At 48.4% G+C, this 15,624-nt stretch carries 18 protein-coding genes; all 18 read right to left on the bottom strand.

Annotated elements, in window-relative coordinates:
* Positions 1-5 precede the first annotated feature (5 nt).
* Complete coding sequence (locus tag LACSTY_RS10100; protein WP_087912548.1) at positions 6-734, bottom strand: 3-oxoacyl-ACP reductase family protein; 729 nt, start codon at positions 732-734, stop codon at positions 6-8.
* Positions 731-1,654 carry an ACP S-malonyltransferase gene (locus LACSTY_RS10105; RefSeq protein WP_087912549.1) on the bottom strand — a complete coding sequence of 308 codons (924 nt, stop codon included), beginning with the start codon at positions 1,652-1,654 and terminating at the stop codon, positions 731-733. Before LACSTY_RS10105 ends, LACSTY_RS10100 begins: the two co-directional genes overlap by 4 nt.
* A 26-nt stretch (positions 1,655-1,680) precedes the next feature.
* Positions 1,681-2,670: a nitronate monooxygenase gene (locus tag LACSTY_RS10110; RefSeq protein ID WP_087912550.1), complete on the bottom strand. Its 990-nt coding sequence runs from the start codon at positions 2,668-2,670 to the stop codon at positions 1,681-1,683.
* 23 nt (positions 2,671-2,693) lie between these two features.
* The gene (locus tag LACSTY_RS10115) at positions 2,694-2,933 is read right to left on the bottom strand and encodes an acyl carrier protein (RefSeq protein WP_010491736.1); all 240 of its coding nucleotides are present in this window, start codon (positions 2,931-2,933) and stop codon (positions 2,694-2,696) included.
* Between the two features lie 67 nt (positions 2,934-3,000).
* Positions 3,001-3,960: a beta-ketoacyl-ACP synthase III gene (locus tag LACSTY_RS10120; protein ID WP_087912551.1), complete on the bottom strand. Its 960-nt coding sequence runs from the start codon at positions 3,958-3,960 to the stop codon at positions 3,001-3,003.
* Between the two features lie 15 nt (positions 3,961-3,975).
* Entirely contained in the window at positions 3,976-4,425 is a 450-nt protein-coding gene (locus LACSTY_RS10125) for a MarR family winged helix-turn-helix transcriptional regulator (protein ID WP_005684753.1), read from the bottom strand.
* 70 nt (positions 4,426-4,495) lie between these two features.
* Positions 4,496-4,933 (bottom strand): 3-hydroxyacyl-ACP dehydratase FabZ family protein, encoded by a 438-nt coding sequence (locus tag LACSTY_RS10130; protein WP_049169124.1) that lies wholly within the window; start codon positions 4,931-4,933, stop codon positions 4,496-4,498.
* Between the two features lie 418 nt (positions 4,934-5,351).
* Complete coding sequence (locus LACSTY_RS10135) at positions 5,352-6,320, bottom strand: alpha/beta fold hydrolase (protein ID WP_087912552.1); 969 nt, start codon at positions 6,318-6,320, stop codon at positions 5,352-5,354.
* A 47-nt stretch (positions 6,321-6,367) separates the two neighbouring features.
* Complete coding sequence (locus tag LACSTY_RS10140) at positions 6,368-7,564, bottom strand: iron-containing alcohol dehydrogenase (RefSeq protein WP_087912553.1); 1,197 nt, start codon at positions 7,562-7,564, stop codon at positions 6,368-6,370.
* Between the two features lie 244 nt (positions 7,565-7,808).
* Entirely contained in the window at positions 7,809-8,000 is a 192-nt protein-coding gene (locus tag LACSTY_RS10145; protein WP_010491756.1) for a hypothetical protein, read from the bottom strand.
* A 688-nt stretch (positions 8,001-8,688) separates the two neighbouring features.
* The gene (locus LACSTY_RS10150; protein WP_087912555.1) at positions 8,689-9,147 is read right to left on the bottom strand and encodes a MarR family winged helix-turn-helix transcriptional regulator; all 459 of its coding nucleotides are present in this window, start codon (positions 9,145-9,147) and stop codon (positions 8,689-8,691) included.
* A gap of 161 nt (positions 9,148-9,308) precedes the next feature.
* The gene (locus LACSTY_RS10155) at positions 9,309-10,073 is read right to left on the bottom strand and encodes a zinc ribbon domain-containing protein (RefSeq protein ID WP_087913285.1); all 765 of its coding nucleotides are present in this window, start codon (positions 10,071-10,073) and stop codon (positions 9,309-9,311) included.
* Between the two features lie 63 nt (positions 10,074-10,136).
* A complete protein-coding gene (locus LACSTY_RS10160) occupies positions 10,137-11,225 on the bottom strand; it encodes a zinc ribbon domain-containing protein (RefSeq protein WP_162494867.1) in 1,089 nt (362 codons plus the stop codon).
* A 229-nt stretch (positions 11,226-11,454) separates the two neighbouring features.
* Positions 11,455-12,039 carry a MarR family winged helix-turn-helix transcriptional regulator gene (locus tag LACSTY_RS10165; protein ID WP_087912556.1) on the bottom strand — a complete coding sequence of 195 codons (585 nt, stop codon included), beginning with the start codon at positions 12,037-12,039 and terminating at the stop codon, positions 11,455-11,457.
* 193 nt (positions 12,040-12,232) lie between these two features.
* Complete coding sequence (locus tag LACSTY_RS10170; protein WP_087912557.1) at positions 12,233-12,700, bottom strand: NUDIX hydrolase; 468 nt, start codon at positions 12,698-12,700, stop codon at positions 12,233-12,235.
* Between the two features lie 89 nt (positions 12,701-12,789).
* Positions 12,790-14,163 (bottom strand): MFS transporter, encoded by a 1,374-nt coding sequence (locus LACSTY_RS10175; RefSeq protein ID WP_087912558.1) that lies wholly within the window; start codon positions 14,161-14,163, stop codon positions 12,790-12,792.
* Positions 14,164-14,306: 143 nt separating this feature from the next.
* The gene (locus LACSTY_RS10180) at positions 14,307-14,603 is read right to left on the bottom strand and encodes an ArsR/SmtB family transcription factor (RefSeq protein WP_010491770.1); all 297 of its coding nucleotides are present in this window, start codon (positions 14,601-14,603) and stop codon (positions 14,307-14,309) included.
* Between the two features lie 162 nt (positions 14,604-14,765).
* Positions 14,766-15,455 (bottom strand): 2,3-diphosphoglycerate-dependent phosphoglycerate mutase, encoded by a 690-nt coding sequence (locus tag LACSTY_RS10185; RefSeq protein WP_047106419.1) that lies wholly within the window; start codon positions 15,453-15,455, stop codon positions 14,766-14,768.
* Positions 15,456-15,624 lie beyond the last annotated feature (169 nt).

Genomic DNA, 15,624 nt, shown 5'->3' on the forward strand with positions numbered 1-15,624 from the left:
TGTCCTTAACCTAACCCGCCGGCGACTGTCAAAGTCTGTCCGGTTATGTAGGCATTTTCGACCAGAAAGCGGGCTGTGTGCGCGATTTCTTCGGGCTGGCCGAAGCGCTTCAACGGAATTTCCGCTAAGATCTGGTCCTGACTGGATTGGCTCAATGCTGCGGTCATATCCGTGGCGATCATTCCCGGCGCAATCGCATTGACGCGCACGCCACGCATTGCCCCTTCACGTGCCAGTGTTTTGGTCAGGCCGATAATGCCGGCCTTGCTGGCAGCGTAATTCGCCTGCCCGATGTTGCCGGTCAATCCGACCACACTGGCGAGGTTAATGATGACCCCGGCACGCGCCTTCATCATTTTCTTGAAGGTAGGTTGGGTCACATAAAAAGTGCCATCTAAGTTAACTTGGATGACCTTGGCAAAAGTGGCCGGTTTCATCCGCATCGCCAACATGTCATCATTGATGCCGGCATTATTGACCAAAATATCAACACTGCCAAATTGATCCAAGGCCGCTGCTACCAGCTGCTCACCGGTTGTCGGATCGTCGACACTGCCTAAGACGGTGACGACCCCGTGGCCAAAGCCTTCTAATTCTTTGATCAAAGTTTCCGGAAATTCATGGCGCGCATTCAGCACCAAGTTGGCCCCTGCCTGCGCAAAATTTCTGGCAATCGCTTCACCGATGCCACGCGAGGCACCCGTGATGATCGCGGTTTTATCAGTTAATTTCAATCTGCCTTCACTCCGTTATTCAAATCGGCGACCTCATTGAGGCTCGCTGCATCACTAATCAGATGGGTCGTCATCTTACGGTCAATCCGCTTGATCATCTTGCTAAGCACCGGCTTAGGGCCCAATTCAACAATCGTATCGACGCCTTCAGCCTTCAGTTGCGCGATAACCGCCGCAAATTTGGTTGGCTCAGCAACCTGAGCTGCGAGCACGGAACGCATATTGCGAGCCGTAAACGGCTTGAGCGCAGTCGTGCTGATCACCGGAATCACCGGTTCAAACACATTGGCCTGTTTCAACGCTGCCTGCAACTGTGGTTGGGCACTTGCCATCAAGGGGCTGTGAAACCCGCCAGCCACATGCAATGGAATGGCGCGAACACCTTGTGATTTTAGCCATTTTTCGACCACGGCCAAGGCATCATGGGTGCCGGCCAGAACCGTTTGCTTGGGACCGTTGTAATTAGCCGGCCAAACATCCGGTGCCTGTTCGCAGGCTTCCTGAATAACTGCCTGATCACCGCTCATGACTGCCAACATACCACCAGGCTGATTCTGACAAGCCGCCGCCATCGCTTTACCACGTGCCGCGACTAATTTAAGCCCGTCTTCCAGACTCATTCCGCCACCAGCAATCAAAGCACTGTACTCGCCCAGACTCAATCCAGCCAAGGCTGTTTCCGGCGGCAATTCGGCTGACGCCACTTCATGCATTGCCACGCTGTAAGCCACCAACGCCGGCTGCAAGTCATCCGGATGCGCGGCAAAATCACCATTGGCCAAAAACTCAGGCAAGTCAAAGTCCAAAACGGCGTCGGCACGGTCAATAATCTCTTTGAATATCAAAGTATTCTGGTAAAAATCGATCCCCATTCCGGGGACCTCGGCACCTTGGCCGTTAAACACATAAGCAAATTGCAACAGATGGAACCCTCCTTGTCATGTGTTTACTGACGTGGAAATGCATCCGCAGTCGAACTCGTGAGAAGATCTGCCATTTTGGAACCAGCCAAAATCTCTTTTGCCTGCTGCATGACTTCTTCAACGATGTCCTGGCTGCTCTCTTCGCGCTTGACTAAACCGGAAATCTGGCCGGCCATGAATGAACCATGGTCGCGATCGCCTTCTAGAACCGCCTTCCGTAAGCTACCATTACCCAGCTCTTCAACTGCCGTATAGTCAGTCGTATCGGACAGTGCGATTTCCTTTTCCAGTTTCAGGTAGTTACGACTCATCGGGTTTTTCAACACGCGGGCTGCATGACCGACATACATACCGGTAACCAACGTATCCACGTCTTTCGCTTTAATCACCGCATCCTTATAGTTTTGGTGAATCCGGCTTGAAGTTGATGTCAGGAAGCGGGTGCCCATTTGAACGCCGATCGCACCCAGACTGAGTGCTGCGGCAACACCGCGACCATCGCCAATCCCACCAGCCGCAACGACCGGAATATCAACGGCATCAACGACTTGCGGCACCAAGGCCATGGTCGTGATACTGCCAATGTGACCGCCGGATTCCATGCCTTCAGCAATCACGCCATCCACGCCATCACGCGCCATGCGCTTGGCCATGGCAACAGACGGCACCACCGGCATCACAACGGTGCCATTTTGCTGGAGCCGGTCCAGATAACGGCTAGGATCGCCGGCGCCTGTGGTGACCAAGGCAACCTTGGCATCAACAATAACATCAATGACCTGTTCGACAAAAGGCGATAACAGCATCACATTCACACCGAATGCCTTGTCTGTCATTGATTTTGCAACTTCGATCTGTTCCTTAACCCACGAAGCAGGGGCATGACCGGAGCCAATGATACCAAGACCACCGGCTTCAGAAACCGACGCAGCTAATTTACCGTCAGCAACCCATGCCATGCCGCCTTGAAAAAGCGGATACTTAACGCCTAAGCGTTCCATTAATGGACTCATTGGCCCACTCCTCTCCAGTTGTCTTAAGCTTCGGTCTTTTCAGTGATGAAGTTTACCAGATCAGCAACCGTTTCAATGCTTTCATCGGTTTCAATCTTAACGTCGAATTCGTCTTCGATTTCGTTGATGATTTCGAAAATGTCCAGGCTATCTGCATCCAGATCATTCTTGAAGTTCGTGGTCAAAGTCACATCTTCAGCGTTTTTGTCCAATTGGTCAGCAATGATGTTTTGTACCTTAGGCAATACTTCTTCGTTAGTCATGTTTAAATGCTCTCCTTTAAGTTAAGTGGTTTGACCGTTTTTCGGTCAGTCTATAGGGATGTTCGAATTAATACGTCATAATCAGCGAGCCGACTGATAAGCCGCCGCCAAAACCGCTAAGCACCAATTTCTGGCCCCGTTTCAGGCGACCGCCTTCAGCTAACTGCGCCAACAGAATCGGCACGCTGGCTGCGCTGGTGTTGCCATACTCATCAATGTTGATGGGAAACTTGTCGGCAGTAACTTTCAGTTTTTTGTTCACGGATTGAACAATGCGGGCATTTGCCTGATGAAGCAGGAACCAATCGATATCATCCGTGGTCATCTCCGCTTGATCCAGCGCTCGCTGAATTGACCGTGGGACTTCACTGATGGCAAATTGGTAAACCGCGCGGCCGTTCATTTTGAAATAAGCTGAAGGTTCTTCAACCGCATCCGCAAACGGACTTTGATTGCCTTGAGCCCCAGCTGACAGTACCATCTCGGTATCGCCGAAGCTTTTGAGATCGACTGCCTGGACCGGCGCGCCTTGATCACTGATCAAAACGCCGCCAGCACCATCAGCGAATAACACTGCTGTGCGTCGATCATGCCAATCAACCAATCGGGAAAGCACTTCGCTTCCGATGACCAAACCTTGATGAACCGTCGGGCTGGTCATCAGTCGATCGGCAACGTGCAACGCATACTCAAAACCGGCGCAGGCAACGTTGAGATTAAATGCAAATGCATGATCTGCATTAAGTGCTGCTTGCAGGCGATTTGCCTCGGCCGGGGTTGCATAGTCCGGGCTCATGGTCGCCACGATGATGAAATCAAGCTGGTCGGCACTGATCGCCGACTTCGTCAAAAGCTGCTGGGCAACATCATACGCTAGATCAAAGTTACGTTGATCGGTGACCACATGGCGGGTTTTAATCCCCGTACGTTCTCGGATCCAACTGTCGGATGTATCCATAAATTGACGTAACTGCTCATTTTCAACACGCGTGGCAGGTACCGAATAAGCACTGGCCAGAATCTCCAAGACGGGGCCTTCTTTCTAATGACGATATTCGTCAATAAATTCATTGAGATTATCCAGCGCGCGTTCGATTAACTCGATTTGCGGCTCGGTAAATCCTTTAACAAAACTTGCAACCATTTTCTGGTGAAAGGCAAGGTGGGCACGATACATTAAGCGCCCTTTGCGGCTAAGTCGCAGATTCACGACTCGTTTGTCCGACTCAAGATGCAGTCGTTCGACATACCCTTTGCGTGCCAGATTGTTAATCGCCACACTTAGGGTTCCTTGCGTCACATGCAGCTTTTTGGCCACATCACTTGAGCTGGGTGTCGCATGAATACCAATCGCATCAATGGTGTGCATTTCTTTAATACCTAAATCCCGGAACTGACTTTTGCGCAGTTCCTCTTCTTCCATTCGTAGGATATCTGAATAAACGCGAATGAGTTTATCATTAATCCGCTTGACGCTTGGCTTTTGGGACATTGGTGTGCCTCCATGTACAACTGATTTGATATTCAAAGTATCAGTTGAAAAAAAAAGCCTGTCAAGTGAACTAAGCATTTGCTTCTACCACAAAATGCAATTCTGCGTGGCAGACGAGCTCATCACCGATACTGGCGGTCGTTGTGACCACCCCCATGTTCGCCCGAACTTTGCCCATTTTGACTGCTAGCGTCAAAACGCTGCCAGTCGGGACAGGCTTCAGGAATTCTGTTTTGCCGATACTTGCCAGATAAGCGGTTTTACCGGCAAACTTTGGTGATTTCAAAATCAGGATTGATGCCGCTTGGGCCAGCGTCTCAATAATCAACGTCGGCGGCATGGTTAGCTCACCCGGCAGATAAGCAACCAGATGATCCTCTGCCACGCTCACATACTTCTCCGCGACAATGGATTCATCCGGTACTAATTCGGTGACCCGATCGATATAAAACAACGGATAACGATTCGGAATCAGCGTCTGTATGGTTGAGGTATCCAAAGTTGTCATAGCCTCGCCTCCTTTAACCACGATTGCAATTGAGCACTTGCAGAAAAAATCATCTCATCACGAAACGAAATAAAAATTCCCACTTGGATCAGGTGCTCACATGCTTTCGCTCTTTTGTCCAACCAGATTAATTGGATGTTCAAAGCATATGCAGAACTGTTTTGATTGTCAAACCTTTTTCGTATATATTCTTTTGTGAGAATATAGGCACAAGCGAATGAAGGCGGTCCCAGATAACTTTGTTGCGGGATTTAAGGCATGCCATAAACTGTGAACGGATACAAAAAATAATTTTTGGAAAATTGAGTTTTTGCAGCCCGCTTTTCTGGCCAAAATAAAAAACGCGATGACCGTTGCAAGACATCCGATCATCGCTAAAAATATAATTTTTTTGTTAGAATTCAGTCGTGTTGATCCATTACTGGCGGTTAAGTTCGGCACGCAACCGACTATCCTTCAACTTCAAGCGGACGATGGTGCCCACTTTTTCCGGGTCATCAATCCATGGCTCATGGCCGGCGCCATTAACGGTCACCAGTTCGCCGTGCTGCACCACTGCCGCAATTTCCTGACCCAACTCCGGTCTTGCGAGCGCGTCATTGGTACCCCAAATGAGCGTTGTAGGTACGGACAGATGGCGTAGTTGGTCTTCACCGAGGCCATTATGATTTTTCTCTGAATTCATACTGTGCAACAAGGACAAGGTGGACACTGCGTAATTCGGTAAATGGTCAAAAGCATAAACACACTCGGCAAAACTTTGTGGCAGCTTGCTGACGGCCACTGGATCAGTGCCCATGCGGTGAAGCGGTCCCCAGGCACGCTTGGCAGACTTTGGAATTTGGCGCTTCATAAACCACTGCCCCAAGCCCGGCATCATCGCCATCTTGAGCATACCAGGCGTTTTGGTCATTAACATCCGCCCTGGATTACCCAATAGAATTAGCTGGTCAACCCGTTCCGGATGCGCCAATGCAAACCAAGTTGCCCAATGCGCGCCCATGGAATGTGCAATGATCGGCGCTGATTTCAGATCAAGCTTATCCATAATTTGGCCGATTAGATCAACCGCAAATTGGTGCACGTCCACCTGTTCATGGTCAAATCCGTCGCTTAAGCCGCCACCTGGTCGCGCCAGCACAAACAAGTGATAACCGGCCAGTTGTGGTAAAAGCGGCGCAAACGGGTAAGGATCGCCGGTATTGCCGGGAATGATAAGCACAGGATCCCCATGGCCGAATTCAAGCACCCTGACTCGCAAATCATCTGGTGGCAATTTAAACCAACGCGCCTTAGGTTTCAGATTAAAATCCGCCCACAGTTGGTTCTCGGCGTTGCGTGCTGCTTGAAAAGCGACGGAATCATGTTCAAGAATCGGTTGCGTCACAAACTTTCCCCCTCGTCAATCAACAAAAAATCAACCAAAACCATCAGCTATGCCGTTAAGCCGTCAGTCATCGCAGCTTGATAAATGGCTTTGACATCTTCTTCCGACAACGGCACATACGCACGTGTCTCGAGTCTGGCATTGGCCACAGCAGCTGTTGCCATCGCATCAAAGTGGCGTTCATCGGCAATACCGACTTCCGGCAGTGTCATCGGAAAGCCTAAATGCTGAATCCAGTCAAAGGTTTCGTCAATTGCCGCTTGCGCCACGGCGTAAGTTTCGTCCCCTTCAAGATCCCACACGTGACGACCAAAGCGGGCAAACATCTCAGCCGTTGTCGAATCTTTCGTCAACGCATATTCCATCCACCGCGGAGTCAAAATACCCAGACCGACACCATGGGTAATGTCATAATAAGCCGACAGCTCGTGTTCAAGGCTGTGCACGGTCCAACCGTTTTCGTTGGCAACGCTCATCACACCGTTAAGCGCCATCGTCGCACTCCACATCAAATTAGCGCGTGCATCGAAATTGTCCGGCTCTTTAACCGCAATCGGGGCCCACTTAATCACCGTTCGCATGAGGCCTTCCATCATGCCTTTGCTAGCGTCATTGTTTTTAGAGCGATCAAAATACTGTTCAAGCAAATGACTGAAAATATCCATCGAACCGGCTGCGGTTTGGCGATGCGGAACGGTATAAGTCAGTGTTGGATCAAGAAACGACACCGCTGGGGTATTCGGTCCGTTGGTGCCAAGCTTTTCATGGGTTTCCGGATTGGAAATGACCGAACCACTATTCATTTCACTGCCGGTTGCGGCTAAGGTCAAAATGTCCACGACCGGTAACTGTGGCAACTTGTGCCGGGTCACACCGCGATCTTTGACCAAGTCCCATGGGTCGCCGTCATAAAACTTCGCGCTGGCGATGACCTTGGCTGCGTCAATTACCGAGCCGCCGCCGACTGCCAGCACCACTTCGACGTCGTTATCTTTAACCAATTTCTGGCCGTCGCGAATCGAAGCGATTTTAGGATTAGGTTCAATCCCCGGCAATTCGGTAAGCTGCAAATCTGCGAGCAAACCTTTTACCGTATCGTAAAGTCCGGATTTTTTGATTGAGTGTCCGCCATAAACAAAAAGAACCCGCGAACCAAATTGACTCACAGCATCGTGCAGTTCAACGTCAAGCCGACCCGTCCCAAAGCGTATATCAGTGGGATTCTTAAACCGAAAGTTCTTCACAGTGCCATCTCCATTTCTTTCACCTGTTATCAATTTAATTGTACCTTTATTGTGATTGAAATAGAAATGTTGATGGCGCTTTTTGTCGCCTTTATTAAATGACGTTATGGTAACGCGTTCAGCGGCGCAGGAGCCGATTCACGTTCAACTCTCCACAAAATGCTCCCAGCGCAAAGCCGGAGTGACTCGCGCTCACAGCAAAAAAAGCCCGACCAAATAGTCGGACTCAGAGGTAAAACTTGTCTTAATGGCTGACTTTGACGGCATAAACCACGTGTATCGGCGTTGACCGGACACGTAATAATCGGGCTGCTTCCTGGTTGCCATGCGCGGCACGAATACACAACATGCGTCGCGCCTGTTTGGCCACTAGCAGTGTCGGAAAGTCTTTAGGAAATAATAGTGCAAATAACGCTTCATTCGACGCGCCAATCAATGATAAGGGACACCTTTCTGCTTGCTGAATTTGTGCATAGTTTAGCATGTTTCTTTGCAAGCGCCAAGGGGGTATTTGAGTTTTTTGTTATTTAAGTTAATCACATACTGCTAACAACGGTGTTTCAGTAGGTACATCCTGCAAATCTTCAATATATTGAGCTTCTTAACTTTGTTCAAAGATTTAGAAACAGCTTCCATCATTCAAATTCGGTTAGCAACTGTGACGTCATTTTAACTGGGTATTTATAACAACACCTGTGGCCTAGTTGGTTCTTATTGACGGTATACGCATCAACCTATAGATTATGTTTACGACCTAGAAAAGGACTAATCACCCATTTTCTTGGTCTAGCGGATTGGATGGCACACCCCTCAACACTTTTCTAGCAGTGGAGGTGTCAGCTATGCCAAATTCAAGAGAGGAAAGGGGTTCGCCGCGTTGGATGTGGCGTCGATTATCATCGCGCTAAGCCTACTGATCACCAGTAGTGCTAAAGCGTACGCGATAATCAAAAAAGCTAACCGCCAAAGTTAGCTTTTACCCTTCTCATCTGAGCCGTGTCGAGGTCATTGGGGCATCATCCCAATGGCCTCTTTTCAACTCTTAGAATTATACGTTAAACCTTGCCAATTCGTCAACAAATCTCTTCCCAAACAAAGTGGACAAATAAACGCTAGCTCGTCTTTTAGCCCCGTATCTGATAGTTGTAACTGTGCCCTTTGATCGGTCTCACTTGTAAGGCTACTAAAAGTTGTTTTAGCGTCTGCGTCAGCGCTTCAGGGTCCTTAACATTCGTTGCAAAAGCCTTTTCCAGCACCTGAAATAGCTCGTGGACTTCTGTCGCCGCGGCTTTGCCCGCTTCCGTCAAAAAAAGCTGCCGCTCACGATCACTGTGCGGCGCCATTCGCTTCTCCAGTAAACCTTGTTGGATCAGCCGTTTCACCAAATTTGACACGCTGGCCGGCCCGCGGCTCAGGTCGATACTGATTTGGCGTTGGTTCGTGCCAGGATGAGCGGCGACAAACGTCAATACCTTGGCTTGATCACTATTTAAGTCTAAATCGCTCAGGTGCTGGTTTAAAAAGTACTTCTGTAACTTTGCCAGCTGATAAATTAAGCCGGAAATATTCGATTCGGTTTGCATACATAACCCCCATGTCTACTAACATACGCTTTTTGGTTTTAAATGCAACAGTTTCATTAGCGCTCCTTCAGCCGACTTTTTAGCCAATTTAAAATCTACCTTGGTTCAAGGTAACAAAAAGGCATTTCACAAGCAGACTTTGCGAAACACCTCTTTAGAAATTAATCATCATCGTCTTGAATCAGTTCCCATTTACCGGAATCATCGTCATATTTGCTCATCTGATCATGAATTTCGTCATAACGGTATTTATTATGCAACTCACCATCATCTTTGTCGTAAACATCGACTTCTTTCATATTGGTCGCTGGTGACGTCACTTCCACTCGATAGTCATCAAGGTCGAAATCATCTAGATCCGCAGCCATTTTGGCGACTTGGCGATTGCTCAAGTCACTACCGCCCGTTGTTGTGGTACTTTCGTGACTCTCCGCCGCTGCCGATTCACTCGCGTTGGCAAGCGACTCACTAGCTGCTTCTTGCGAGGCCGCGAGTGAACTCGATGCCGCCGCCTGCGAAGATGATGCAGACGCTGATACAAAGGAAGCTGATGAAGCATTCGCAGCTGAGGCACTGGCTGAACTTGCCACAGCCTCTTGCGTTTGCTGACTTTGATTCTGGAAAAATAGCACCGCGATGACAACGATAACGGCCGCAGCCAGAACCAAACTGACCATCAGCCACGGGCGTCGCGGTCCATTTGGCGCACTGCCATGACTGCGCTGCCGTCTTGAGTTTGGCGGCACAGCACCTTGCCCGGTTGGCTGTGGCGTTGGGCCGACCGAAGATGCATTGGCATTGCTTGATCCGTTTTCCGGGTCCGTTCCCTGATGTTGTGACCGGTACTGAGCGAGATTAAACCCGCATTGATGACAAAATGTTTCATCGGCACTGACTTGCGCGCCGCAATTTGGACAAAACGCCATGACCATTCTCCCCTTTTTCATTGATCGGTCTGCTGATGCGAAAATCGCTCGCAGCCCATGGCATCAGTCTCGCGGCAGTAACCGCGCTGTCACAAACATGATCAAAGCCGCCCCGATCCCAATCGAATAACCGATGCCTGGACTCAATAATCCTTGGATTTGATTACTACCGCTACTCATCAACGGCGCGTACGCAAAGTAAAGAGATGCATAGCCAAGCAAGCCCAACATGCCACCGAATCGCATCATGCCGCGTGATCGGAAGAAACCAAACAACAAGCCCAATGCCGGACCCAAACCTGCTAACACCAAGGCCAGATAAGGTAAATTAGCCTTCGCCGAACTGACGGTACCGGCAGCTGCGGCGGTTTCTGCTAATGTATTCGCACTGCGAACCAAATCATACAGGCTGCCGCCAACTGCAGTGGTTCCCACACCGCTGGCACCAAATGGCCACACATAGGCAGCAATCAGAGCTACAAAAGCAGCCAGTAAATAAGCGATCCAAATCACGCCACCGCGTCGTCGCGGTTTTCCGGCTAGCCGTGTCCACCAGTGTTGCGGCGCATTCGTCGTCATCCCCTGTGGCCACGGCGAGGTTGTCGATTGACCACTCGCTGCTGCAGTATAGTTTGCACCTTGCCCCGTCGCAGCGGATTGAGGCATCGTCCAAATGTCATCGTCATCTGGCGACTCATTACTGAATTTGCTTTGGTAAGGTGCAACCACTCGACGATTGGCTACGACATAAACTGCGACCGTGCTAATGACCGCCAGCAGCCACCCAATCCAAACGGAAAAACTGAAGACGCAAAAAAGAACTAGCGCCCCGATTAAGGTATACACGATATGCGTTGCCAGCCAGTCAAGAAAATGCTGGAAGCTATCGTCTGTCAACACAAGGCTTTTCTTAACGTTCGATGTTTTCTCCTGCTGCCGCCGTGATCGGCTTGCTGTGTCCCGCTGCGCTGCACGCGTCGTATTGCTTGCTGTCTGCTGCATTGTCGGACGGCTTTGCGTTTGCTGCGTCGCTGATTGAGCGGCTAAGCGCGCATCAAATTGCACCAAATCCATACCGCAATTCGGGCAAAATTTCACCCCAGCCGGTATTCTAAAGCCGCAATTTGGACAGTACCGCATTTTTTCAGCCAAATCGGTGACCTCCATTCTAAAGTACTTAAATCCATCTTGCCTGCTTCCTGCAAAATAGTAAAGTTTTCGCCAAACTTTTAATGAAAAGCAAGCGATTAGGAGCGTTTCTTAAGCGTTCTGACCCTTTTGACGCCAACTTAAAAAGGATCTTCCGGAAACTGACCGAGAAGATCCTTTTCGTCTATTAACGTTTTAGCAAAAGCACTTTTTTGGTAAAGCCTGGTTCAGTCTAGAACCGCCGATCAAAGCCCCGCGGACCGCCAGCACCAAAACTGCCCGGATAGCCGCGGCGAGGGCCATGATGACCGTGATGGAACCGTTCCGCCCAAATTCGCATATCATCGAACTGTTTACCTTCCGGCCAGCTCAAATCATCGCGATTGGCGAGATCTTCCGATAGTTTGTTGATTAGCTTCAGTAATTCAGCCTGTTCGTCTTCAGACAAGCCGCTGAAAATTTGATCAGGCAAATCGGTTCGAAGCTTACCAGTGGTTTCAATAAATTTGCGACCGTCATCTGTGAGCCCGATCAGCTGCACCCGCTTGTCAGTTTCCGACTCGTGGCGACTGATCAGACCAAGTTCCTCTAACTTCTGCACTAACGCGGAAACCGAGCTAGGACGAATATCCAAAGCCTCTACCAAATCCGAGTTGGTCATCTCACCTTTTTGGTCCAGCAAACGCAATAATCGCAGCTGGTTCGGTTGCCGCTGACGATCGCCAAACCGTAAACTGCTGGCAACGGCGCCCATAAACGGCCGCTTTTGGATTAGTTGGCCGAATGCTTTTAATAAAGCTTCTGATGTTTGTGTCATGTTATGCGTGCTCCTTTGATGGTTAGAATTTTCATAGTTAGTTTTTAAAATATAAAACTAACTGACTAGATAATAACTCATTTGTTAGTTCGTGTCAATAAAAGCTAACGAATTATCTACCGCCCATAAAAAAAGAGCTGAGACACCATCCTCAGCTCGCTTTCTCTATAACAGCGTGTCAATCAAGACCAAATTATGATTCAGCCTGTGTTTTCAAGTAATCCCGAACGCAATCGATCATGTCGCGCGTTTGCTGACTAAACAGCGGCGGTAACGCATCCAGATCAAAATACCGTAACGCCAAAGTTTCCTTAGGGTCGGCATCTTCCAAACTTCCGCCAACAGGATTGACCAGATAAAACCGACAGACAATCTGCGCCTGATCGCCATTCGGGTAAGTCGTAAATCCGCGATCAAAGGTATGCAGGACCTTGATCGGCTCAACCAGCAGACCGGAATCTTCCTTCATCTCGCGTTTCAGCGTCTCAAGAAACGACTCGCCATATTCCATCATGCCGCCGGGGACACTCCAATTGCCGGCGTCAGTTCGCTGCTGCAACAATAACTGCCCCTGATCGTTAACAACCACGCCAGCCACTGCATTGAGAAAAATGGGCATATGCCCGACCTTGCTGCGAATTTCTTTAATATAGTTTGCCACTTAACTGCCTCTTTTCACGAACTGTTTAAACTGATTATCAGACAGTTGAGCTTCAGGTGCAAGATTAGGCCACATACCTTCACTGACGTTTAAGCATTTTGACGCCATCTTAATGCGGACAAAATACCGATTAACGAAAGTCCGCCCGCGCCGACCATAGCCGCTTGAAACCCTCTTGAAAATTCAAGTGATGTGTCTGCACTGCCAATTGCATAGAAAATCAAAACTGAAATGGTGACCCCAATGGCACCACCAAACAATCGAAACATATTGTACAAACCTGAAGCTTTTCCCAGATTCTTTGGGCTGACAGCACCCAAGACCGCTTTTTGCAATGCTGGCCCTGCCATTGAAAGACCAATACCTGCCAGACCAAGCGGCACGATCGTTAGACTATATGTATAACCATCGTGAACGATTAATCCAATAAGCAAATAACCAAGCCCTTGCAGAAATAGCCCAAAGATCGCAATAAGCTGTTCTCCAAAGCGATCCACAGCGCGACCCGCAAACGGGGCAACAAGAACCAGCATGCCCGTCCATGGCAGCATTTCCATTCCGGCAACCATGGCATTGACATGTCCAACCACCTGGAAAAATTGGGGAAGGAAGAACACGACTCCGTACATTGCGGCATATAGAAGCGCCGTTGCAAGATTAGCACCGGTAAATTGCCACCGCTGGAAAAAGCTTAAAGGAATCAAGGGAAAGTCTTCGCGTTTTTGTCGCCATACGAGTAGCAACGCAAACAAAATACTTAAAACTGCCACAATGATAGCTACTGTGGGGATTTTGACTGATTTACTTGCCGAAAGCGCCCAAATCAGACCTGCTGAAGTTAAAACCACTAAAAGTGAGTCAAGAATATTGATCTTTTGGGATCCGGCTTTGGTTTCAGGGAGTTTCTGTTGTGACAATAAGATGCAAATTAAACCAATTGGCACATTAATCCAGAAGATCCACTGCCACGCAATCTTGGCGACGATAATCCCACCTAATGCCGGTCCGACAATAAGCGCCAGTCCACCAATGCCGCTCCAAATACCTAACGCCTTGCCGCGGCTCTCTACTGGGACGTTTGCTGTCAAGATGGCCATTGACATCGGCGTGATAACCGATGCGCCAACACCTTCGACAACCCGGGCAACAATCAACGACATAATATTCCCGGACAAGGCGCAGAGAATCGATCCAATAACAAAGATGAGTAGTCCCAGTTCATAAACTTTGCGATGTCCTAGTCGATCGCCTATCGCCACACCGACCAGTAATACGGCAGCAATCGCAATATTATAGGCATTTAAAGCCCACTGCAATTGATCAACAGAAATAGAAAAGTCACTCCTAATAGCCGTTGAAGCAGTCGTCACGATCATTGAATCCATCATTGACATAAAAAAGCCAAGCGATGTCAAAAATAAGATCCAGCCTGTCTTTGGTTTTGCCTTTTCAGCATTTAACATACGAGCACGCTCCTCAATATTTAATAGTTAAACGATTGTTCAACTATTAAACCTTAAAGCTTGCTTTCGTAAATTGCAATACATAGTTCAAATCTTTTTGAACTATTTTGTATAAAAATAGCCGATAGACATCTACCGGCCATCTACAAATTTTTATAAAAATTCGTTACATAGAGATCAAAATTTTCAGCATTAAGCGAAACATACTTCTCGCGCGAAGATTTTCGCGTCTTCGTCAATCCAGCTTCACGCAACAAGCGAAAATGATAGGATCCCGCCGACTTGCTCATTTTAATTGCCTCACCGACTTCGCCACAGGTGACCTCCTTGTTCACCTTTTTTAAATAGCGAATAATAGCCAGTCTAACCGGATCAGCCAATGCTTTAAAAACCTTAACCTGAATTTCATCAACTTGTGCGCTACTTAGTTCAATAATCATACAACTATTATAACTTATCTTTGCCAAACTACAAACTTAATCAACTTTAAACTCGGTTCGCTAGATATTAAACGACAAAAAAGACAGGCACTCTCGCACAAATACAAAATCTGCACGAACAATGCCCGTCTTATACGAATTCTTTAGCCAATCAAGCCGGAATTAATCCAACTTGGTCTTGCTGTTAACGTTCAACTTTTCATCAAAGTCATAAACAACCGGTTCGCCAGTTGCCATTTCCAAGTTCATGATGTCAGCGTCGGAAATGTTTTCGATGTACTTGGTCAAAGCGCGCAGTGAGTTACCATGTGCCGCAATGACAACGTTCTTGCCATCCAACAGATCCGGTGCGATATGGTCTTCCCAGAATGGGATAACCCGTTCCAGCGTGACTTTCAGGTTTTCGCCGCCAGGAATGATCCGCGGATCAAGGTTGGCATAACGACGATCCTTAGCAGCAGAGCCTTCGTCAGTTGCTTTCAACAATGGTGGCAAAACGTCATACGAACGGCGCCAGATATGAACTTGGTCGGCACCATATTTATCAGCGGTTTCCTTTTTGTTCAAGCCTTGTAATGCGCCATAGTGACGTTCGTTCAGACGCCAGGTCTTCATTTCCGGAATCCACAATTGGCCGGATTCTTCCAAGACGTAGTGCAGGGTCTTGATCGCACGGGTTAAAACTGAGGTGTAAGCCTGATCGAATTCAAGGCCGGCCTGCTTGACCAATTGCCCAGCATGCTTTGCTTCTTCGACACCTTTTTCACTCAGATCAACATCCACCCAGCCGGTGAATTGGTTGGACAGGTTCCATTCACTTTGCCCGTGACGGATCAATACTAATTTCGCCATATCAGAGAATACCTCGCTTTTATGATTTGACAGTTTTCTGTCTGTTTACAGAATCTCATGTTACACCATTTTCAGTAAGTTCGCACCCGCTTTCTCTGGTATATTGGAAACATAAGGGAAAAGAAAATGATTGAGGTCACCTGAACGGCGTGTAAAAGTGGGTCGCGCT

It is taken from the genome of Lacticaseibacillus styriensis, assembly GCF_030770295.1.
Classification (GTDB): Bacteria; Bacillota; Bacilli; order Lactobacillales; family Lactobacillaceae; genus Lacticaseibacillus; species Lacticaseibacillus casei.